The sequence below is a fragment of the Kitasatospora sp. NPDC028961 genome (genome assembly GCF_055564815.1).
The window spans coordinates 272,594-293,615 of sequence record NZ_JBVHVO010000003.1 but is presented as its reverse complement, the minus strand read 5'-3'; the positions used below and the strand labels follow the sequence as shown (position 1 = coordinate 293,615).

The following is a 21,022-nucleotide window of genomic DNA, read 5'->3' as shown; positions in this document are numbered from 1 at the left end:
CCTGTAACACGGACGGGGGTCCGACGGATGAACGGTCCCGGTAGCTAATCGGCCAATCAGTGGCATGCATCTGTCATTCACGGCTCGTTTACTGCCACGATTCCCCCGGCTGCAGACGAGGGGGCCCCACCCCCCGGTGCGGCTGTCCCAGGTCAGGTTCAGCGCCTCTTCCTGCCAGCAACTGCTCGGTCTTTGCTCCGCAACCGCACCCGCGCCGCGCACCCGGCGGCGGGGGCCCCCACTGCGCCGCAACCCTGCGGCCAGGTTCTCTCCACCGCACGCGCACCCCGCGTCGGTCGGAAAAGGAGTCCGCATGTCCCGTTACACCCAGGCTCGGAAGGCAGCGGTTGTCATGGCCGCCTCCACCGCGCTTCTGGTGACCGGCATCCCCGTCATCGCGCAGGCCGCCACCCCGGACGCGCCGGCCGCGGTCGCCGCCCAGCAGGCGAGCCGTGCCCAGCTGGTCGCCTCGGCGACCGGGCAGACCGCCGCCCTCGCCCAGACACTGGGCCTGGGCAGCGAGGAGAAGCTGGTCACCAAGGACGTCTCCCAGGACGCCGACGGTACCCGCCACCTGCGGTACGAGCGCACGCTGAACGGCCTTCCGGTTCTCGGCGGCGACCTGGTCGTGCACCAGAGCGCCACGGGTGCGACCAAGGGTGTGGACCGCGCCAGCACCGCCCCGCTGACCGGCGTGAGCACCACGCCGAAGCTGGCCGCGCCGGCCGCGCAGTCCGCCGCGCTGGCCGCCGAGTCGGGCGCCGCGCTGGAGTCCGCGCCCCGCCTGGTGGTCTGGGCCGCCGACAACAGCCCGCGCCTCGCGTGGGAGACGGTCGTCTCCTCCACCGAGGCCGACGGCACCCCGAGCAAGCTGCACGTGGTCACCGACGCGACCTCCGGCCAGGTCATCCAGAAGTTCGAGGGCATCCAGACCGGCACCGGCAAGGGCGTCTTCGTCGGCAACGTCACCATCGGTACGACCCAGTCGGGCTCCTCGTACCAGATGAAGGACGGGGCTCGCGGTGGGATGTACACCACGAACCTGAACCACGGGACCTCGGGCACCGGCACCCTGTACACCAAGTCGACCGACAGCTGGGGCGACGGCACCGTCGCCAACAGCGAGTCGGCCGCGGTCGACGCCCACTACGGCGTCGCGGCCACCTGGGACTACTACAAGAACACCTTCGGCCGCAACGGCATCCGCAACGACGGTGTCGGCGCCTACAGCCGCGTCCACTACGGCAACAACTACGTGAACGCCTTCTGGGACGACTCCTGCTTCTGCATGACCTACGGCGACGGTGACAGCAACACCCACCCGCTCACCGAGCTCGACGTCGCGGGCCACGAGATGAGCCACGGCGTCACCGCGGCCACCGCCAACCTGAACTACTCGGGTGAGTCCGGCGGCCTGAACGAGGCCACCTCGGACATCTTCGGCACCATGGTGGAGTTCTACGCCAACATCCCGACCGACAACCCCGACTACCTGATCGGTGAGTTGATCAACATCAACGGGGACGGCACCCCGCTGCGCTACATGGACAAGCCCTCCAAGGACGGCGGCTCGGCCGACTACTGGTCCTCCACGGTCGGCAACAAGGACGTCCACTACTCGTCCGGTGTCGCCAACCACTTCTTCTACCTGCTGTCCGAGGGCAGCGGCGCGAAGGTGATCAACGGCGTCAGCTACAACTCGCCGACCCAGGGCAACATCGCCGTCAGCGGCATCGGCCGGGACAAGGCGGCGGCGGTCTGGTACCGCGCGCTGACCACCTACATGACCTCCACCACCAACTACGCCGCGGCGCGCACCGCGACGGAGAAGGCGGCCACCGACCTGTACGGCGCCGGCAGCGCCGAGCTCAACGCGGTCAGCACCGCCTGGGCGGGCGTCAACGTGGGCACCGCTCCGAACCCGGGTGGCGTCACCGTCACCAGCCCCGGCAACCAGAGCACCGCGCTGAACGGCTCGGTCAACCTGCAGATCGCCGCCACCGGCGGCACCGCCCCGCTGACCTTCACGGCCACCGGCCTGCCGACCGGCCTGTCGATCAGCTCCAGCGGCAAGATCACCGGCACCGCCACGACCGCGGGCACCTACAACGTGACCGTGACCGCGAAGGACGCCGCCAACAAGACCGGTTCCACCAGCTTCACCTGGACCGTCTCCGGCGGCGGCGGCAGCTGCACTCCGGCGCAGCTGCTCGGCAACGCCGGCTTCGAGACCGGCAGCGCCGCCCCGTGGACCGCCTCCAGCGGTGTCGTGGACAACAGCGCCTCGCAGGCCGCGCACGGCGGTACCTGGAAGTCCTGGCTGAACGGCTACGGCTCCGCCCACTCGGACAACCTCTCGCAGACGGTGACCATCCCGGCCGGCTGCAAGGCCTCGCTCAGCTTCTACCTGCACATCGACACGGCCGAGACCGGCTCGACGGTGTACGACAAGCTGGCGGTCACGGTCAACGGCACCGCGCTGAAGACCTACTCGAACGTGGACGCCGCCGCGGGCTACCAGCTCCGCACCTTCGACCTCTCGTCCTACGCGGGCCAGACGGTCACCCTGAAGTTCGCCGGCACCGAGGACGCCTCGCTGCAGACCAGCTTCGTGATCGACGACACCTCGATCGCCACCAGCTGACCCGCTCCGGCGGTCAGTAGAACCAAGTAGGACAGGGAGCAGGGCCCGGCAGCCACGGCTGCCGGGCCCTGCGTCGTGGGTGCGGCGGGCGGGCGGGTGGCGGGCGGGTGGCCCGCCCGGCGGGCACGGGGCGTGAGCTTCCGGAAACGGACCGGCAACCGCGGGGCAACCGCCGGGCAACACGAAACACGGGCGAAACGTGTCCGTCCGCAACCAGAAATCCGCCCTCGCGACACTCTCCCAACCGACCCGCGCTCCTCCCTGGCGCGGGCCCGTGGGAAGGCACGCCCCTATGTTCCTGGCTGACCCGTCGCCCGGCCTCGACACCGGAGACACCGCCTGGCTGCTGGCCAGTACCGCACTCGTCCTGCTGATGACCCCCGGCCTGGCGCTGTTCTACGGCGGCATGGTCCGCACCAAGAGCGTGCTCAACATGATCATGATGAGCTTCGTCTCCATCGCCGTGGTCACCGTGGTCTGGCTGCTGGCCGGCTACTCGCTCGCGTTCGGCCCGGATGTCGGCGGCTGGGGGCTGATCGGCGGCCTGGACCACCTCGGGATGGCCGGAATCACCCCCTCCTCGCTCACCGGCCACGTCCCCACCGTGCTGTTCGCCACCTTCCAGCTGACCTTCGCGATCATCACCGCCGCGCTGATCAGCGGCGCCATCGCGGACCGCGCGCGGTTCGGTTCCTGGGTCGCCTTCACCGCCGTCTGGACGCTGCTGGTCTACGTCCCGGTGGCGCACTGGGTGTTCGCGCCCGGCGGGTGGATCCTGTCGAAGCTCGGCGCGCTCGACTTCGCCGGCGGCACGGTGGTCGAGGTCAACTGCGGGGCCAGCGGACTGGCCCTGGCCCTGCTGCTCGGCCCCCGGATCGGCTTCCGGAAGGAGGCGATGCGCCCGCACAACCTGCCCCTGGTGCTGCTCGGCGCGGGCCTGCTCTGGTTCGGCTGGTTCGGCTTCAACGCGGGCTCGGCGCTGGGTGCCAACGGCCTGGCCGCGTCCGCGCTGCTCAACACCCAGGCGGCCGGCTGCACCGGGCTGCTCGGCTGGCTGCTGGTCGAGAAGCGCCGGGACGGCCACGCCACCACCCTGGGCGCCGCCTCCGGCGCGGTGGCCGGCCTGGTCGCCATCACCCCCTCCTGCGGGAGCGTCGACCTGCTCGGTGCGCTGGTGATCGGGCTGGCGGCGGGCGTGGTCTGCTCGTACGCGGTCAGCTGGAAGTTCCGCTTCGGCTTCGACGACTCGCTGGACGTGGTGGGTGTGCACTTCGTCGCCGGGGTCATCGGCACCGCGCTGATCGGCCTCTTCGCCAGCGCCGCGATGACCGGCGGCCCGGTCGGGCTGCTGCACGGCGGCGGCCTCGGCCAGCTCGGCAAGCAGCTGGCCGCGGTGGCCGCCGTCGCCGTCTACGCGTTCGCCATGACGTACGGGATCGGACGGGCGGTCGACCGGGTGATGGGCTTCCGTGCCGACGAGGAGCACGAACTCACCGGTCTGGACCTCGCCGTGCACGCCGAGACCGCGTACGATCACGGCGTCCTGGGCCACGGTACGACCGCCCACGCCACCACCGTGCTCACGCACTCCTCCGACAGGACCCCCTCCGCATGAAGCTGATCACCGCGATCGTCAAGCCGTTCAAGCTGGACGAGGTCAAGAACGCCCTGCAGGCCATCGGGGTGCACGGACTGACCGTCACCGAGGCCAGCGGGTACGGGCGCCAGCACGGGCACACCGAGGTCTACCGGGGTGCCGAGTACCGGATCGACCTGGTCCCCAAGGCCCGGATCGAGGTGGTGGTCGAGGACGCCGACGCGGACCAGGTGATCGAGGAGATCGTCCGGGCCGCCCGGACCGGGAAGATCGGCGACGGCAAGGTCTGGGCGGTGCCGGTGGAGACCGTCGTCCGGGTCCGCACCGGCGAGCGCGGGCCGGACGCCGTCTGAGGCCCGCCCCGCCGTCCCGAGCGGCGCTGAGCGTCCCCGAGCGGCCCTGGAGCGGCCCTGAAGCGGCCCTGAGCGGCCCTGGAGACACCACGGCGATGCCCCCGTGCGAGACCGCGCGGGGGCATCGCCGTGCCGCGCGGCGGGTGGAAGGTCGTATACGAGGTTTCCGGGGCTGCGGAAACGTTGTTCCCAAGGCCTTGACGGGCTCTCAGCGTGACCTTAGGTTCAGCGCTGCAAGTTTCCAGCAAGTTTCAGCAACCTTTCACACGCGGTACCCCAGGCTGCCCCACCCCAGCCCCCAGGAGACATCGTGGTCACCACCGCCCCCACCCGCCGGCCTGCCCGGACGGCCGGCGCGCTCGCCGCCTCGGCGGCGCTCGCGCTCTCGCTCACCGCGGCCTTCGGCGCGGCCCCCACCGCCCAGGCCGCCCCACCCGGCAACGGCAAGGACGTCACGGCCACCCTCTTCGAGTGGCGCTTCGACTCCGTCGCCAAGGCCTGTACCGACACCCTCGGCCCGAAGGGCTACGGCTTCGTCGAGGTCTCGCCGCCCCAGGAACACATCCAGGGCGGCCAGTGGTGGACGTCCTACCAGCCGGTGAGCTACCGGATAGCCGGGCGCCTCGGCGACCGGGCGTCCTTCAAGAGCATGATCGACACCTGCCACGCGGCGGGCGTCAAGGTGATCGCCGACTCGGTGATCAACCACATGTCGGCCGGCTCCGGGACCGGCACCGGTGGAACCAACTACACCAAGTACACCTACCCCGGGTACTACCAGGACCAGGACTTCCACTCCTGCCGCGCCGCGATCAGCAACTACGCCGACCGCTCGAACGTGCAGAACTGCGAACTGGTCAACCTCTCCGACCTGAACACCGGCAGCTCCTACGTCCAGCAGACCATCGCCGGCTACCTGAACGACCTGGCCTCGCTCGGCGTCGACGGCTACCGGATCGACGCGGCCAAGCACATCGCCGCCGCCGACCTCGCCGCGATCAAGGCGAAGACCGCCAACCCCAACGCGTACTGGGTGCAGGAGGTCATCTACGGCGCGGGCGAGCCGATCCAGCCCACCGAGTACACCGGCACCGGCGACGTCGACGAGTTCCGCTCCGGCACCTGGCTGAAGAGCGCCTTCCAGGGCGGCCGGATCGCCGACCTCGCCTCCTGGGGCTCCGGTCTGCTGCCGGGCGACAAGGCCCGGACCTTCGTCGACAACTGGGACACCGAGCGCAACGGCTCCACGCTGACCTACAAGGACGGCTCCGCCTACACCCTGGCCAACGTCTTCATGCTGGCCGACCCCTACGGCTCGCCCAACGTCTACTCCGGCTACGCCTTCTCCGGCCACGACGACGGCCCGCCCAACGGCGGCACCGTCAACGCCTGCTACAGCGACGGCTGGAACTGCACCCATGCCTGGCGGCAGGTCGCCAACATGGTGGGCTTCCGCAACGCGGTGGCGGGCACCGGGATCACCAACTGGTGGTCCAACGGCAACAACGCGATCGCCTTCGGGCGCGGCGGCAAGGGCTTCGTGGCGATCAACCGCGAGAGCGGGCCGGTCACCCAGACCTTCCAGACCTCGCTGCCGGCCGGCTCCTACTGCGACGTCCAGCACGGCGACCCGACGGCGGGCGGCTGCGGCGGTCCGTCCTACACCGTCGGCTCGGACGGCCGCTTCACCGCGACCGTCGGCGCGGGCGACGCGGTGGCGCTGTACGTGGGCGCCCCCGGCGGCGCGGGCAGCTCGGGCGGTTCCAGCGGTTCCGGCGGCGGGACGCCGGTGAGCGGCGGCGCCTCCTTCGCGGTCAACGCGACCACCGTGCCCGGGCAGAACATCTTCGTGGTCGGCGGTACGGCCGCGCTCGGTGGCTGGGACCCGGCCCGGGCGCTGCCGCTCTCCTCGGCCGCGTACCCGGTCTGGAAGCTGGACGTGACGATGCCGGCGGGCACGTCCTTCGAGTACAAGTACGTCCGCAAGGACGCCGCCGGGGCCGTGACCTGGGAGTCCGGCGCCAACCGCGCGGCGACGGTGCCGGCCTCCGGCGGCCTGGTCCTGAACGACACCTGGCGCGGCTGACCCGCGCCGACGGCCGCCACCCTCCGCCCTGCGTCGGGGAGGGCGGCGGCCGTCGGCGTGCCACCCTCCCCGGGCGGCCGTCAGCGCGCCGCCCGGCAACTACCCCGGGCGAGTGGATCCCGCCGGTTCGCCGCCCCGGTACGGGTGAACGCTGTCAGCATCACGGGATGAGAACCACCCCCGCCGTCCTGGACGTCGAACTGTGCGGCGGCCGCTGGGACGGTCACCGCAAGCGGGTCCACGCCGCGGCTCCGCCGCCCTCGCTGCGGATGGTGCTGCGGGCCGAACTGCCCGCCGCGGAGGCCGGCGAGTACTGGCCGACCACCAGCGTCTACCGGCTGGACGAGACCGGCGGCCGACGGCGCTACCGCCACTCCCACGACGAGTAGCGCCGGGTGCCCCCGCGGCCCGGGTCGGCCGGGTGCCCCTGTGGCCCGGGTCAGCCGCGTCCGATGTACGGCATCGCGGTCGCCATCACCGTGGCGAACTGCACATTGGCCTCCAGCGGCAGCTCCGCCATGTGCCGCACGGTGCGGGCCACGTCCGCGACGTCCATGGTCGGCTCCATCGCGATCCGCCCGTCCGCCTGCCGCACGCCGGTGCTCATCGCCGCCGTCATCTCGGTCGCCGCGTTGCCGATGTCGATCTGCCCGCAGGCGATCCGGTACGGACGCCCGTCCAACGACAGCGACTTGGTCAGCCCGGTGACGGCGTGCTTCGTCGCGGTGTACGCGATCGAGTGCGGCCTCGGCACGTGCGCGGAGATCGAGCCGTTGTTGATGATCCGGCCGCCCCGCGGGTCCTGGGCCTTCATCCGCCGGAACGCGGCCCGGGCGCAGAGGAAGGCGCCGGTGAGGTTGAGGTCGACCACCGCCCGCCATTCGGCGATGTCCAGCTCGTCCACCGCGGCGGGCGCGCCGAACGTCCCGGCGTTGTTGAACAGCAGGTCGACCCGGCCGCACGGCTCGGCGGCCGCCGCGAAGAGCGCGTCCACCGCCGCCGGGTCGGTGACGTCGGTCGGCACCACGACGGCCGCCCCGCCGCCCGGTCCGGCCGCCGCGCAGAGTTCGGCCGTCCCGCGCAGCGGCTCCTCCCGCCGTCCGGCGAGCACCGGCAGCCACCCGGCGGCGGCCAGCTCCACGGCCACGGCGCGCCCCACCCCGCTGCCGGCTCCGGTGACGACGGCGATCTGCTGTGGCATGGCGGTACTCCTCGGAGGGTCTTCGGGCGGCCCGTCGGTCGACGGCAGGTGCGATCGTTCCCGATCCGCCGCCCCGAGTCACTGGTGGAAGGTCCCAAAGTCCGGCTCCCTCCCGTCCGGCGCGCCGTCGGTTGTGGGGGGACCCCGGGGGAGCCCCCCGCCACCCGGCGGGTGGCCCGCCCCTCCGGGTGGCGGGGGCGCCTGCGGGGCTTGACCCGATCGGGGACAAACCTTGAATCGGCGCAGGCCGCAGCGCAACCGGGCCGCCCGGGTCCACGTCATAAGATCGCAGGACGGCGCGCTCCCGCGAGGGGCGGCGCGCCGCCGCCCCGGGGGCCGGCGTGACGTCGCACCCCGGGTCTGTCCGGCCCCACCCGGGGGCCGCCGGCCGGCTCCCGAGGGGCCGGGCGTGACATCGGTCGGAGAGTCCTCACCGTGCAGCCGCAGTCCACCCGTGTCCGTGCCGCCCTGACCGGCGCCGCCGCCTTCGCCCTGGCCGCCTCGCTGGCGGCGTGCGGCAGTACGGATGCCGGCGGCAAGGGGGACGCCGCCAAGGCGAGCAGCGCCAAGGGCGGCGCCGGTACGGCGAGCGGCACCCCCGCACCCGGCAGCCCGACGGCCGCCCCCGGCACCCCGGCGACGACGGCCCCGAACCCGGCCGGCAAGGTCCTCATGCCCACCGGCCCGGAGGCGAGCTTCGGCAAGGCCCGGGACACCGCGGCCGGACAGATCCTGATGACCACGCTGAACGGGCCCAAGTCGGGCGTCTCCGGCAAGGTCTGGGTCTGGCTGCCGCCCCAGTACAACGACCCGAAGTACGCCCGGACCGGCTTCCCCGTGCTCACCCTCTACGCGGGCGGCCAGAGCGCGGGGTACAACACCTGGACCGACAACCAGCTGCCGATCCAGGAGATCGACGCCGACCTGGCGAAGGCCGGCAAGGCGCACCCGTTCATCATGATCATGCCGGTGCAGAACCTCGACTCCAACGAGGCCAAGGCCCTGGAGTGCGCCGACATCCCGGGCCAGCCCAAGATGGGCACCTGGATGGCCGAGGACATCCCGGACTTCGTCCGCGCCAACTTCCGGACGGTGAAGGGCCGCGACGGCTGGGGCCTGATGGGTGCCTCCACAGGTGCGTTCTGCAGTGCCAAGCTGGCTCTGCAGCACCCGGACAAGTTCAAGGCCGCCGTCCCGATCGACGGCTACTTCAACCCGGACTCGCCGCTCTGGAAGGGCCACGAGGCGGAGCGGCAGGCCAACAGCCCCGATCTGCTGGTCACCCAGGGCAAGGCCGAGGTGAAGCTGCTCGCCACCGCGGGCGGCGCCAACCCGTTCGAGATGAAGCTGGTCAAGGCGTGGGTCGCCAAGGCCGCACCGCCGCTCTCCGTCGAGTACTACGAGCAGGCCGGCGGCAAGCACCTCACCAGCGACTTCAAGAAGATGATCCCGGACACGCTGCAGTGGCTGACCAGGAACCTCGCGGGGCCGCAGAGCGACTGACCCGGCCGGGGAGGCGCCGCCGTGGACGCGTCCGGTGGCCCCGCCCCGGCGCGGGCCGCCGGACGCCGGGTCGGGGCCCCGCCTTCGTCCTCGTCCACGCCGGCGCGCCCGTCGCCGACGGCGCGGACGGCTGCCGCCAAGTCCGCGGCAGGCCGCTGACCTGCGCGTCAATCGGACATTGATTCGCCTCTGATCGACTACGGCCACTGTGGTGGGACCGCATTCCGCCAGTGCTGCCAGCCACGGAACCGGTCCGGGAGGACCGGTCGTGCCATGCCGTGCAAGCCCGCCGTGCCAAGTCGTGAAGAGAGTGCCATGCCGAGCCGTCTGCTGTCCCTAGCGTCCCCCTCCGTGCCCGCCCAGGCGGGCTCCCAGTGTCAGCGGGCCGCCGACGAGGAGCCGCAAGCCATCCGGTTCGCCGGGCTGCGGCTGGTGCACAACGCCCTCCGTCGCGACCTCGCCCGACTGCCCAACGCCCTGCGGCTGCTCCAGCCCGGCGAGGACGAGAAGGGCGAGGCGCTCCTGCGGCACTGGACCTTCGTCACCGCGATGCTGACCTGCCACCACGAGCAGCAGGACATCCGGGTCTGGCCGCTGGTCCGCCGCTTCGCGCCCGAGCTGCGCCTGCTGCTCAACTGGCTGGAGAGCGACCACCACAACCTGGACCACTCCTTCACCCGGGTCACCACCCTGGTCCGGATCGCCAGCCGGGACGCGGGCAGCACCTGGCCGGTCGCCTACGCCATGGACGACCTGGCGGCCCGGCTGGAGACCCACCTGCGGATCGAGGAGCGTCAGCTGCTGCCGCGGATGGAGCGGGTCTTCGCGCGGTCCTCGCGGGTGGGCAGCCTGCCGGAGCTGCTGGAGCTGCTGCGTTCCGCCGACGGCCCCGGTACCGCCGACGCGCTCGCCTGGCTGCTGGACGGCGTCGAGCCGGCGGTGGTCGAGTCCCTGCTGGCCCAGTGCGACGACGATGTGGCGCGCAACTGGCCGCACTGGCACGCGACCTACCAGCGCTGCACCGGCCTGCTCTGGGGTCCGGCGGAGGCCCTGGACGGCTCCGCCGAGTGAGCGGCGGGCCTTTCGCGGGCCCTCGATCTACGCGCGTGGCATATGCCTGGCGCCTATGCCGCGACGGTGTGCGATGATCGGCGCCGGGTCCGCGTCGGGCGCGCTGGGCGCCTCAACTCTCTTTGTTCCCTAGGGGATTGACCCCGATTTCGTCGGGGGCGGGATGGCCCGGCCAGTCCGGGGGCGGCCAGGGGGAGGGTACCGCCGGGGGCGGATGGCGGGGCCCGGGTCGCCGCCTACCGTCGGAACCATGACCACAGCGACCACCACCGCGCGCCCCGCGCGCCGGCCCGTACCGGTCCGCCCGACCCTGTTCGCGGCGGCCGCCGTGCTGCTGCTCGGTGCCGGGCTGACCGCCTGCGAGGGCGGCGCCGCGCTCTGCACCAGCGACAACAGCTGCGACGTCGTCGTCCGCACCGAGGGCGGCGACTCCACCCACACCGTCCAGGTCTTCGGCGGCGACCGGACCGTCGAACTGACTATCAGTCACATCACGGACAGCGCGGCCGAGGTGAAGCTCGGGGACGACACCAGGACCGTCGCCGAGGGCGCCGAGACCACCATCGGCACAGCCAGGATCACCCTGCGCAAGGCCAACGCCCACGACCACTACGCCGAACTCCACGTCAGCCGCTGACCGTTGCCGCGGCGGGCCGGGTGCCTCCGCCGGCCGTCGCCGCCATCGGCCGGGTGCCGCCGCGGGCCGGTAGCGGGCAGCGGCCGTGGCCCGCTACTCGGGCAGGCGGTTGAGCCAGGTCAGCGGAGTCACCCAGATCGCCTTCTCCGGCGAGCCGTCCCACTCCACCGGCAGTCCGGCCGCCTCCAGCGCCGCGACCACCGCGCGGCCGATCTCCACCGTCCTGAGCTCCGCCGACTCGGCGCTCCCGCCGTCGGCCCGGAACCCGCCGTAGCGCAGCATCAGTCCACGCCCGGCGGCCGCCCCCTCGGTGTCCTGCTGATGGAAGAAGACGAAGCCGCGCGAATCCTCGTCCGCCTCGCCGCCGATCTCCGCGTAGCCGCAGTTGGCACAGCAGGTGAAGTCCATCGCCGCGACGATGCCCTGCTCCTCCAGCGCGTCGAAGGCCTCCTCCAGCCGGTCCACGTCCGTGGTCTCCGGCCACGACGCCTGCTCGGCCAGCCGCTCCTGCCAGAGCGGGGCGACGATCTCCTCGGCGTCCTCCGGCTCCAGTCCCTGGTCCTCGAACTCGTCGACCAGGGACTCGGCTATCTCGTCCGGCTCCTGGAACCCGCAGCGGATCAACTCGCGGGCACGCTCCTCCGCCTCGCGCCGTACCTCGAAGCTGAGCTCGGTCTCCTGGTTCATGCCCGCATCCTCGCACCGACCACCGACAGTCCCGCCGGCCGCCCCCGGTGCTACCGTCCCCCGGTGCCCTCCCTTCTCGAACCGCCTCTGATCACCCGTCTGCTGGCGGCCGACCGCATCCTGATCGCCGGCGCCGGCGGTGGATTCGACGTGTACGCGGGCCTGCCGCTGGCACTCGCGCTGCGCGCGGCCGGCAAGGAGGTGCACCTGGCCAACCTCTCCTTCAGCCACCTCCACGGCCTTCCCACCGAGGTCTGGCTGGAGCCCGACGTCGCCCGGATCCGCCCCGACACCGCGGCCCCCGACGGCTACTTCCCCGAGCGGACGCTGGCCCGCTGGCTGCACCGGCAGGGCATGCCCGACACGGTGTGGGCGTTCCCGAAGGTCGGGGTGCGGCCGCTGCGCGACGCCTACCGGGCGCTCACCGCCCATCTCGCCGTCGACGCCGTGCTGTTGGTCGACGGCGGCACCGACATCCTGATGCGCGGCGACGAGGCCGGCCTGGGCACGCCGGAGGAGGACATGGCCAGCCTCGGCGCGGTCGCCGGGCTGACGGAGGTCCCCGAACGCCTGGTCGCCTGCCTGGGCTTCGGTATCGACGCCTTCCACGGCGTCAACCACGCGCTGGTGCTGGAGAACCTCGCCGCGCTGGAGCGGGCCGGCGGCTACCTCGGGGCGTTCTCGATCCCGCGCGACAGCCGCGAGGGCGCGCTCTACCTGGATGCCGTCGAGTACGCGAGGGCCGCGTTCCCCGAGTACCCGAGCATCGTCAACGGTTCGGTGGCGGCCGCCCTGCGCGGCGAGTTCGGCGACGTCCGGTTCACCGACCGCACCAAGGGCAGCCCGCTCTTCGTCAATCCCCTGATGACGCTGTACTTCGGCGTCACCGTCGAGGCCCTGGCCGCCGAGCACCGCTATCTGCACCTGATCGAGCGGACCGTGCTGACCCGCCAGATCAGCAGCGTGATCGAGGAGTTCCGCGACACCCTGCCGGTTCGGCGCCCGCCCCGGCAGTTCCCGCACTGACGGCGGCGGGTGCCCCGCGCCCCGGCGCCCGTTCAGCCCGAGGCGAGCCGGAACTCCAGGTTCCCGAACCGGACCTGGTCGCCCGGGCGGACGCGGACGCCGCCCGCGACCCGCAGCCCGTTCACGTGCGTGCCGTTGGTCGAGCCGAGGTCGTACAGCACCCAGTCCTCGCCCTCCCGCCGCAGTTCGGCGTGGTGGCGCGACACCGAGGCGTCATGCAGCCGCAGCCCCGAGCCCGGCACCCGGCCGATCGTCAACTGCCGTGCGGCGGGGTGCGGCAGGCTCAGTCCGGGCAGCCGCTCGATCCGCCAGGCCCCGCGCAACCGCACGCCGAAGGCCGAGAGCTGACCCACCGTCCGCAGGACGAAGCGGCCGAAGGGATTGCCGGTCGGCAGGTCGGCCATCGCCCGGTCGAGTTCGGCCCGACTGCCGGCGTGCAGGACGAGTTCCATCCGGCCGAGGAAGGTGTCGTGGGACAGCCGGCCGCTGCCCGCGCCCTCCCGCAGCACCCCGAGCGCCTGGTCGCGCTCGGCCTCGGACGGCCGGACCACGTGCGTCCGGATCTCAGGAGACGTCATGGCCCGATTGTCGGGTCACCCGCCCGTGCCTGTCCAGATTGCCGGGCGCGCCGGTCGGCCCGGCGGCCGCCGGCCCGTCCGCCGGTCCGTCCACCCGGCCGGCCGCCGGCCCGGGGTCAGGCCTTCCTGGCGGCGGCCAGGATCTTGGCGGTGGTGTGCAGGAAGCGGGCCGTGGCCGAGCCCCGGTAGGACGCGCCGAAGAGCTTGCTGCCGGTCCGCCACTTGCCGTCCCGCAGGTGGATCACCACGTACGCGGCGCCGGCGTCGGCGCCGATCACCTCGTAGTCGCCCTTGGGCGAGGTGTAGGGGACCGGGAAGTCCGCCGGCAGCGGCTCGGAGAGGAAGTTGACCACCAGACGGATCTCCGGGGTGGCCTCGATGCCCGCGAACGGCTCGGCGTCGAGCAGCGCCGCCACCTCGTCCACGGTGCGCAGCATCGTCGGGACGGGGTAGCCGAGCGCCTCGGCCAGGTGCTCCTCGATGCGCCGGGTGAGCGCGGCCCGGTCCGGCTCCGCGGTGCGGAAGAAGACGTTGCCGCTCTGGATGTACGACCGCACGTCGTCGAGGCCCAGCTCGGCGAAGAGGGCGCGCAGCCGCTCCATCTTCACCGTCCGGCCACCGACGTTGAGGGCCCGCAGGAACGCGATGTACGTGGTCGTGGTGGTCACCCGTCCAGTCTGGCACCGGGCACCGACAGCGCCTTCGACAGCGCCTCCCGGGCACGGTCGGTGCCCGGTGCCAGACTGGAGGCCATGGCTACCTGGCAGGATTTCGAGCACGAGGCACCGGAGCTGGCCCTCGCCGTGCGGGCCCGTTTCGAGGCGAACAAGCACCACGTCCTGGCGACGCTGCGCGCGGACGGCTCGCCCCGGGTGAGCGGCATCGAGGTGGACTTCCTCGGCGCGGACCTGACGCTCGGGTCGATGCGGGGCGCGCGGAAGGCGCGCGACCTCCAGCGCGATCCCCGCTTCGCGCTGCACAGCACCCCGAGCGACGAGACCCTGGCGGGCGGTGACTCCAAGCTCTCCGGCCGGGCCGTCGAGATCACCGACGAGACCGAGCTGGCCGCCTACGCGGCGGACCTGCCGGAGCCGCCGCCCGGCCCGTTCCAGGCCTTCCGGCTGGAGCTGGAGCAGGCGGTGCACACCACCGTGGGCGACGACCACCTGTGGATCACGTCCTGGCGGCCGGGCGAGCCGGTGCGGCGGATCCAGCGGCACTGACCGCTGCCGGCCGCCCGGTCGCGGCGGCACCGTCCGCTCGCGGGCCCTACGGCAGGACCGACTTGAGGACCTCCGGCGTGCGGGCCACGACGGCGTGGCCGTCCTCCGCGGTGATGATCGGGCGCTGGATCAGGATCGGGTGCTCGGCCATCGCCGCGATCCAGCGCGCCCGGTCCTCCGGCTCCCTGGTCCAGCGCTTCATGCCCAGGTCCTGGGCGGCCCGCTCGTCGAGCCGGGTGATGTCCCACGGCTCCAGCGACAGCCGCTCCAGGATCTGCTCCAGCTCCGCGGCGGTCGGCGGGTCCTCCAGGTAGCGCCGCACGGTGTACTTGGCGCCGGCGGCTTCCAGTGCGCCGAGTGCCGTGCGGCACTTCCCGCAGCGGGGGTTGATCCAGATCTCCATGCCGCCAGGGTACCGACTGCCGGTCCCCGGCCGGGTGAACCCGGGCTCCCGGGAACTACCGTGCGTCCACCGGCGGTTTACGAACCGGCAGCGAGGCCCCGGGAACGCGGTCTCGGCAGCGGATCGCGGGAGGGGAGCACCGGGTGGACGGCGCGTCGATCATCGAGCGGCTGACGGCCGACAGGGGCATGGCGGACCCGTACCCGCTGTACGCGCGGCTGCACGAGCTGGGCCCCGCCGTGCCCGCCGGGCCCGGCACGGTCCTGGTGGCCGGCCACGCCGCGGCCAACCGGGTGCTGCGCGACCCCGGCTTCGGGCTGGAGGACATCGAGCTGCTGGCGGAGGCGAACGCCGAGGTGGCCCGGCACTCGTCGGTGACCCTGCTCGGCCGCTCGATCCTGCAGCGCAACGCGCCCGACCACGCCCGGGTGCGCTCGCTGATCGCCTCGGCCTTCAACGCCCGCCGGGTGGCGGCGCTGCGGCCGGCCGTCGAGGCCGCGGTCGGCCGGCTGCTGGACGCGATGGCGGAGCAGGGCGCGGACGGCTCGCCGGTCGACTTCATGGACGCCTTCGCGTTCCGGCTGCCGGTCGAGGTCATCTGCGAACTCCTCGGCGTCCCGGAGCCGGACCGCTACCGGTTCCGCGCTCTCGCGGGAGACCTGACCGTCGCCCTGGAGCTGGTCCAGGACCTCGCCGAGCTGGCCGTCGCCGACGCCGCCGCCGACGAGCTGTCCGGCTACTTCACCGCGCTCGCCGCCGAGCGCCTGGCCCGTCCGCAGGACGACCTGGTCAGCGACCTCGCCCGGATCGCCGTCGAGGCCCCGGAGCGGATCTCCGGCCGCGAGCTGCTGGCCAACCTGGTGCTGCTGCTGGTGGCCGGCTTCGAGACCACCACCAACCTGCTCGGCAACGGGCTCTCGCTGCTCTTCCGGCACCCGTGGGCGATGGCGGGGCTGCGCACCGGCGCGCTCGCCCCGGCGCGGTTCACCGACGAGGTGCTGCGCCACGACTCGCCGGTCCAGCTCACCACTCGGATCGCGCTGGCCGCCGGGCTCGACGTGGCCGGTGTGCCGACGCCGCCCGGCACGGTGGTGCTGGTCCTGCTGGCCGCCGCCAACCACGACCCGGCGCGCTACCACCGCCCGGAACTCTTCGACCCCACCCGGACGGACAGCCAGCCGCTCAGCTTCGGCGGCGGCGCGCACTTCTGCCTCGGCTCCCAGCTGGCCCGGCTGGAGGCCGAGCTCGCCGTGCCGGCGCTCCTCGACCGCTTCCAGCGACTCGCCCCCGGAGGCGTCCCCACCCGCCGCGACCGTCTCGTCCTCCGCGGCTTCGACACCCTCCCCGTCACCATCCGCTGACCCCGCCGAGCCCGGAACGCACCGTGCCCTGGGGGTCAGCGAAACGCTGACCCCCAGGGCACGCTGCGAGTCCGAACCGCCGTGCGGCGAGGGCCTTCTAGAGGTCGTAGTACAGCTCGAACTCGTGAGGGTGGGGGCGGAGGGCGATCGGGGCGATCTCGTTGGTGCGCTTGAAGTCGATCCAGGTCTCGATCAGGTCGGGCGTGAAGACGTTGCCCGCGAGCAGGTACTCGTGGTCGGCCTCCAGGGCCTCCAGGACGGCCGGGAGCGAGGACGGCACCTGCGGCACGTTGGCGTGCTCCTCGGGGGCCAGCTCGTACAGGTCCTTGTCGACCGGCTGCAGCGGCTCGATCTTGTTCTTGATGCCGTCGAGGCCGGCCATCAGCATCGCGGCGAACGCGAGGTACGGGTTGGACGACGGGTCCGGCGCGCGGAACTCGATGCGCTTGGCCTTGGCGTTGGAGCCGGTGATCGGGATCCGGATCGCCGCCGAGCGGTTGCGCTGCGAGTAGACCAGGTTGACCGGGGCCTCGAAGCCGGGCACCAGCCGGTGGTAGGAGTTCACCGACGGGTTGGTGAAGGCGAGCAGCGAGGGGGCGTGCTTCAGCAGGCCGCCGATGTAGTAGCGGGCGGTGTCGGACAGGCCGGCGTAGCCCTGCTCGTCGTAGAAGAGCGGCGAGCCCTCCGTCCACAGCGACTGGTGGACGTGCATGCCCGAGCCGTTGTCGCCGAAGATCGGCTTCGGCATGAAGGTGGCGGTCTTGCCGTTGCGCCACGCGACGTTCTTGATGATGTACTTGAACAGCATCAGGTCGTCGGCGGCGTGCAGCAGCGTGTTGAACTTGTAGTTGATCTCCGCCTGGCCGGCCGTGCCGACCTCGTGGTGCTGGCGCTCGACCTCCAGCCCGGCCGCGGCCAGTTCCAGCGACATCTCGGCGCGCAGGTCGGCGAAGTGGTCGACGGGCGGGATCGGGAAGTAGCCGCCCTTGTACTTGACCTTGTAGCCGCGCACGTCGCCCTCGGCGGAGCCGCTGTTCCAGGCGCCGGCCTCGGAGTCGATGTGGTAGTACGACGCGTTGGCGCTGGTGTCGAAGCGCACCGAGTCGAAGACGTAGAACTCGGCCTCGGGGCCGAAGAACGCGGTGTCGGCGATGCCGGAGGAGGCGAGGTACGCCTCGGCCTTCTTCGCGACGTTGCGCGGGTCACGGCTGTACGCCTCGCCGGTGACCGGGTCCTGGATGAAGAAGTTGATGTTGAGGTGCTTGTCCCTGCGGAAGGGGTCGAGGCGGGCCGTGGCCAGGTCCGGGACGAGTGCCATGTCGGACTCGTGGATGGCCTGGAAGCCGCGGATCGACGAGCCGTCGAACATCAGGGTCTCGGACGGGTCGAAGGTCGCCGCGGGCACGGAGAAGTGCTGCATGACGCCCGGGAGATCGCAGAACCGGACGTCGATGAACTTCACATCGTTGTCCTGAATGAACTGCTTCACTTCGGCGGCGTTGTTGAACATCCATCCTCCTCGGCGTGCGAATGGGGCTCACCCTAGGAACAGGCCGTTTCCGACCGGTGACCCGCTCGTTTCCTGAATGTTAACCGCCACCCCCGGGCGGGCGGCAAAGTCGTACGCTCCGGGGCAAAACGCTTCGGCGGCCCGGATCGCGCCCCGCGAGTGGTCTGGACCACTTGGGAAGCCCCGGGAGACGGGATTCACCCTCCGGGGGAGCCGGTGCCGAGCCGCGCCGTCCGCCCGGTTAGTGTGGATTCGTGGACACCAGAGAAGCGTTGGGATCGTGGATCGACGGCCCGAAGGCGGCCGCCGAGAAGATGGGTGCCGACTTCGGCCACCGCGGTGAGCGCCTCGGACTGCCCAAGGAGGGCACCGGCTCGATCGGTGGCCCGGGCCGGCGCCTGGGCGCGCTGTTCGTCGACGGCTGGCTGATCGCCCTGGTCGCCTACGGGCTGCTGGGCAAGGGCTCGCCGGCCTCGGCGAACCTGTGGACCACCCCGCTGTTCTTCGCCGTCACCGTGCTGCTGCTCGCCACCACGGGCACGACCGTCGGCAAGCGGCTGTTCGGCCTGCGGGTGGTCCGCCTGGACGGCCGCCGCGCGACCATCCCGCAGGTGCTGCTGCGCACCCTGCTGCTCTGCCTGGTGGTGCCGGCCCTGGTGTGGGACCGCGACACCCGCGGCCTGCACGACAAGGCGGTCGGCACGGTCGAGGTCCGCATCTAGCGGACGCCGCCCCACGGCACCCCCCCGGAACGACGAACGGCCCCGCAGCGGAGATTCCGCGGCGGGGCCGTTCGCGTCGATGGGGGAGGGGGTCAGCGGACCTGGCCGCCCTTGGGCATCCGGGCGCCCTTGGGCATCGGGCCCTTGGGGATCGGCGCCTTGGAGAGCAGGTCGCCCAGCGCGCGGAGGCGGTCGTTGGTCTCGGTGACCTGGGCGGGCGTGATCGCGCGGGGCAGTCGCATCAGGTGGACCTGCAGCTTCTTGAGCGGGATCTCGCCCTCGCCGGTGCCCACCACGATGTCGTGCACCGGCACGTCGCCGACGACCCGGGCCATCTTCTTCTTCTCGGACGCCAGCAGCTGGCGGACCCGGTTCGGGTTGCCCTCGCCGATCAGCGCGATGCCGGCCCGGCCCACGGCGCGGTAGACCGCGTCCTGGTTACGGGTGACCGCCACCGGGGTGGAGCTCGCGCTCCAGCCTCGCTTGATGTTGTTCAGCACCGCCGCCACGGCCCCCGGCTGCCCTTCCATCTGCCCGAACGCCGCGCGCTCGGCCCGGCGCCCGAAGACGATCGCCATGGCCAGGAAAGCCACGATGAAGCCCAGGATGCCCAGATAGATCGGGTGGTCGATCGCGAAGCCGATGGCGAGGAACACGCCGAAGGTCAGCAGGCCGACGCCGGCGATGATCAGGCCGATCTTGGTGTCGACCTTCTTGGTCATGGTGTATGCCAGGCGGATCTGCTTCAGTCGCCCGGGGTTCTCGGATGTTTCCCTCGCCATAACGCTCATGGTACGTGCCGTCGGTACGGGATAACCAAGCCCGGGTACCCGTTCGCACCGAACCGTGACCCGGGTGCCCCGGGACGGTCGCGCACAGTGGTCGCGCGGGGGCGGCGCCGGAGGGGCCCTAACGGCGCGCGGACTCCACCACGGGGCCTCCCGACACCGTGTCGCGCTCGCGGTCCGCCGCGTAGCGGCGGTTCTCGCAGACCGCGGCCCAGGCGTTGCGCCGGGCCTGTCGCTGCCCGCCCGCGAGCAGCACGCTCTCGGCCAGCCGCAGCGCGGTGCCCACCGACCGGATGCCGACCTGCATGTCGAACAGCTCCTCTTGTGGCGGATCCCGTCGCGGATCCCGTCGCGGATCTCGTGGTGGATCACAGGGTGGATCGTGTGGCGGAAATGATTCGAACGCTTCCATCCTCACCACTCCGTGTTACCAGCCCGTGACCCGTCAGTCAAAGCCCGGTGAACCCGAAGGGGCGGAGCCGTAGCTCCGCCCCTCAGATGGCTCACACCGGACGGCGGCCGGACCGGACCGCGGCTCCGCGGCCGAAGCGGCCTCGCGGCGGCCTCCGGCCGCAACCGGCCCCGCGGCCGCGGCCGGAACACGACCGGACGCGGTCAGACCGCCGCGGTCCGCTCGCGGTGCTCCAGCGCCTGCCGGTACAGCCGCCCGGCGCGGTACGAGGACCGCACCAGCGGGCCGGACATGACCCCGGCGAAGCCGAGCTCCTCGGCCTCCTGCTGCAGCTCGACGAACTCGTGCGGCTTCACCCAGCGCTCGACCGGGTGGTGGCGCAGCGACGGGCGCAGGTACTGGGTGATGGTGATCAGCTCGCAGCCGGCGCCGACCAGGTCGGCCAGCGCCTGGCTGACCTCCTCGCGGGTCTCGCCCATGCCCAGGATCAGGTTGGACTTGGTCACCAGCCCGGCCGCGCGGGCCTGGGTGATGACGTCCAGCGAGCGCTCGTAGCGGAACGCCGGGCGGATCCGCTTGAAGATCCGCGGCACCGTCTCGACGTTGTGCGCCAGCACCTCGGGGCGGGACGAGAAGACCTCGGCCAACTGCTCCGGGACGGCGTTGAAGTCGGGGATCAGCAGCTCGACGCCGGTGCGGCCGCTCTCGCGGCCGGCGGTCAGCGCGTGCACCTGGCGCACCGTCTCGGCGTACAGCCAGGAGCCGCCGTCCGCCAGGTCGTCGCGGGCGACGCCGGTGATGGTGGCGTAGTTGAGGTCCATGGTCACGATGGACTCGGCGACGCGGCGCGGCTCGTCACGGTCGAAGTCGGCGGGCTTGCCGGTGTCGATCTGGCAGAAGTCGCAGCGGCGGGTGCACTGGTCACCGCCGATGAGGAAGGTCGCCTCGCGGTCCTCCCAGCACTCGAAGATGTTGGGGCAGCCGGCCTCCTGGCAGACCGTGTGCAGCCCCTCCTTCTTCACCAGCGACTGGAGGGCGTTGTACTCCGGCCCCATCTTCGCGCGGGTCTTGATCCACTCGGGCTTCCGCTCGATGGGGGTCTCGCTGTTGCGGACCTCCAGGCGGAGCAGCTTCCTGCCGTCGGGTGCGACAGCGGACACGTGCGACTCCTAGAACTAGACGGGGTACCCCCAGGGTACGCCTGTGCTTGTACGGCCTTC

General features: G+C 72.2%; 21 protein-coding genes. 12 read left to right on the top strand and 9 right to left on the bottom strand.

What is annotated here, in order from left to right; genetic code table 11:
- Nucleotides 1-313: 313 nt before the first annotated feature.
- From ACZ4UX_RS08790 to ACZ4UX_RS08770, 5 genes are all read left to right on the top strand, one after another.
- Complete coding sequence (locus tag ACZ4UX_RS08790) at nucleotides 314-2,644, top strand: M4 family metallopeptidase (protein ID WP_465706122.1); 2,331 nt, start codon at nucleotides 314-316, stop codon at nucleotides 2,642-2,644.
- A 292-nt stretch (nucleotides 2,645-2,936) separates the two neighbouring features.
- Nucleotides 2,937-4,259, top strand: coding sequence for an ammonium transporter (locus ACZ4UX_RS08785; RefSeq protein ID WP_352286965.1), 1,323 nt, complete (start codon nucleotides 2,937-2,939; stop codon nucleotides 4,257-4,259).
- Nucleotides 4,256-4,594, top strand: a complete 339-nt coding sequence (locus ACZ4UX_RS08780) for a P-II family nitrogen regulator (protein WP_329487365.1) — start codon at nucleotides 4,256-4,258, stop codon at nucleotides 4,592-4,594. The genes ACZ4UX_RS08785 and ACZ4UX_RS08780 overlap by 4 nt, the downstream gene beginning before the upstream one ends.
- Nucleotides 4,595-4,904: 310 nt before the next feature.
- Nucleotides 4,905-6,680: a carbohydrate-binding module family 20 domain-containing protein gene (locus tag ACZ4UX_RS08775; RefSeq protein WP_465706121.1), complete on the top strand. Its 1,776-nt coding sequence runs from the start codon at nucleotides 4,905-4,907 to the stop codon at nucleotides 6,678-6,680.
- Between the two features lie 167 nt (nucleotides 6,681-6,847).
- A complete protein-coding gene (locus ACZ4UX_RS08770) occupies nucleotides 6,848-7,069 on the top strand; it encodes a hypothetical protein (protein WP_329487364.1) in 222 nt (73 codons plus the stop codon).
- Nucleotides 7,070-7,119: 50 nt separating this feature from the next.
- Here ACZ4UX_RS08770 and ACZ4UX_RS08765 read toward each other — a convergent pair whose 3' ends face one another.
- Complete coding sequence (locus ACZ4UX_RS08765; RefSeq protein WP_465706120.1) at nucleotides 7,120-7,881, bottom strand: SDR family oxidoreductase; 762 nt, start codon at nucleotides 7,879-7,881, stop codon at nucleotides 7,120-7,122.
- 435 nt (nucleotides 7,882-8,316) lie between these two features.
- On the opposite strand from ACZ4UX_RS08765, the gene ACZ4UX_RS08760 reads away from it, so the two are divergent.
- From ACZ4UX_RS08760 to ACZ4UX_RS08750, 3 genes are all read left to right on the top strand, one after another.
- On the top strand, nucleotides 8,317-9,384 hold the full coding sequence (locus ACZ4UX_RS08760; RefSeq protein ID WP_465706119.1) for an alpha/beta hydrolase: 1,068 nt from the start codon (nucleotides 8,317-8,319) through the stop codon (nucleotides 9,382-9,384).
- 351 nt (nucleotides 9,385-9,735) lie between these two features.
- On the top strand, nucleotides 9,736-10,455 hold the full coding sequence (locus tag ACZ4UX_RS08755; protein WP_465706118.1) for a hemerythrin domain-containing protein: 720 nt from the start codon (nucleotides 9,736-9,738) through the stop codon (nucleotides 10,453-10,455).
- Between the two features lie 250 nt (nucleotides 10,456-10,705).
- Nucleotides 10,706-11,092 (top strand): hypothetical protein, encoded by a 387-nt coding sequence (locus ACZ4UX_RS08750; RefSeq protein ID WP_465706117.1) that lies wholly within the window; start codon nucleotides 10,706-10,708, stop codon nucleotides 11,090-11,092.
- A gap of 93 nt (nucleotides 11,093-11,185) precedes the next feature.
- Here the strand turns inward: ACZ4UX_RS08750 and ACZ4UX_RS08745 are convergent, their stop codons facing one another.
- Nucleotides 11,186-11,779, bottom strand: a complete 594-nt coding sequence (locus ACZ4UX_RS08745) for a DUF6891 domain-containing protein (RefSeq protein ID WP_352286977.1) — start codon at nucleotides 11,777-11,779, stop codon at nucleotides 11,186-11,188.
- A gap of 63 nt (nucleotides 11,780-11,842) precedes the next feature.
- Here ACZ4UX_RS08745 and ACZ4UX_RS08740 point away from each other — a divergent pair, with 63 nt between their 5' ends.
- Complete coding sequence (locus ACZ4UX_RS08740; RefSeq protein WP_465706116.1) at nucleotides 11,843-12,805, top strand: DUF1152 domain-containing protein; 963 nt, start codon at nucleotides 11,843-11,845, stop codon at nucleotides 12,803-12,805.
- Between the two features lie 32 nt (nucleotides 12,806-12,837).
- Here the strand turns inward: ACZ4UX_RS08740 and ACZ4UX_RS08735 are convergent, their stop codons facing one another.
- Together ACZ4UX_RS08735 and ACZ4UX_RS08730 are read right to left on the bottom strand one after the other, a co-directional pair.
- Entirely contained in the window at nucleotides 12,838-13,383 is a 546-nt protein-coding gene (locus ACZ4UX_RS08735; protein WP_329487357.1) for a DUF1707 and FHA domain-containing protein, read from the bottom strand.
- 116 nt (nucleotides 13,384-13,499) lie between these two features.
- Nucleotides 13,500-14,051, bottom strand: coding sequence for a DUF1697 domain-containing protein (locus tag ACZ4UX_RS08730; RefSeq protein WP_465706115.1), 552 nt, complete (start codon nucleotides 14,049-14,051; stop codon nucleotides 13,500-13,502).
- 84 nt (nucleotides 14,052-14,135) lie between these two features.
- Here ACZ4UX_RS08730 and ACZ4UX_RS08725 point away from each other — a divergent pair, with 84 nt between their 5' ends.
- The gene (locus ACZ4UX_RS08725) at nucleotides 14,136-14,606 is read left to right on the top strand and encodes a pyridoxamine 5'-phosphate oxidase family protein (RefSeq protein ID WP_465706114.1); all 471 of its coding nucleotides are present in this window, start codon (nucleotides 14,136-14,138) and stop codon (nucleotides 14,604-14,606) included.
- Nucleotides 14,607-14,652: 46 nt separating this feature from the next.
- Here the strand turns inward: ACZ4UX_RS08725 and ACZ4UX_RS08720 are convergent, their stop codons facing one another.
- On the bottom strand, nucleotides 14,653-15,009 hold the full coding sequence (locus ACZ4UX_RS08720) for an ArsC/Spx/MgsR family protein (RefSeq protein WP_465706113.1): 357 nt from the start codon (nucleotides 15,007-15,009) through the stop codon (nucleotides 14,653-14,655).
- A 143-nt stretch (nucleotides 15,010-15,152) separates the two neighbouring features.
- Here ACZ4UX_RS08720 and ACZ4UX_RS08715 point away from each other — a divergent pair, with 143 nt between their 5' ends.
- A complete protein-coding gene (locus ACZ4UX_RS08715; protein ID WP_465706112.1) occupies nucleotides 15,153-16,370 on the top strand; it encodes a cytochrome P450 in 1,218 nt (405 codons plus the stop codon).
- 97 nt (nucleotides 16,371-16,467) lie between these two features.
- Here the strand turns inward: ACZ4UX_RS08715 and glnA are convergent, their stop codons facing one another.
- A complete protein-coding gene (gene glnA / locus ACZ4UX_RS08710) occupies nucleotides 16,468-17,880 on the bottom strand; it encodes a type I glutamate--ammonia ligase (RefSeq protein WP_329487352.1) in 1,413 nt (470 codons plus the stop codon).
- Nucleotides 17,881-18,134: 254 nt separating this feature from the next.
- Between glnA and ACZ4UX_RS08705 the strand changes: the two genes are divergently transcribed.
- A complete protein-coding gene (locus ACZ4UX_RS08705; RefSeq protein WP_329487351.1) occupies nucleotides 18,135-18,602 on the top strand; it encodes an RDD family protein in 468 nt (155 codons plus the stop codon).
- A 92-nt stretch (nucleotides 18,603-18,694) separates the two neighbouring features.
- Here the strand turns inward: ACZ4UX_RS08705 and ACZ4UX_RS08700 are convergent, their stop codons facing one another.
- The 3 genes from ACZ4UX_RS08700 to ACZ4UX_RS08690 all read right to left on the bottom strand — a co-directional run bounded on the left by ACZ4UX_RS08700 (nucleotide 18,695) and on the right by ACZ4UX_RS08690 (nucleotide 20,962).
- Nucleotides 18,695-19,384 (bottom strand): DUF4191 domain-containing protein, encoded by a 690-nt coding sequence (locus ACZ4UX_RS08700; RefSeq protein WP_329487350.1) that lies wholly within the window; start codon nucleotides 19,382-19,384, stop codon nucleotides 18,695-18,697.
- Between the two features lie 127 nt (nucleotides 19,385-19,511).
- Entirely contained in the window at nucleotides 19,512-19,697 is a 186-nt protein-coding gene (locus ACZ4UX_RS08695; protein WP_465706111.1) for an SCO2195 family GlnR-regulated protein, read from the bottom strand.
- A gap of 308 nt (nucleotides 19,698-20,005) precedes the next feature.
- Nucleotides 20,006-20,962, bottom strand: coding sequence for a lipoyl synthase (locus ACZ4UX_RS08690; protein WP_329487348.1), 957 nt, complete (start codon nucleotides 20,960-20,962; stop codon nucleotides 20,006-20,008).
- Nucleotides 20,963-21,022: the final 60 nt, after the last annotated feature.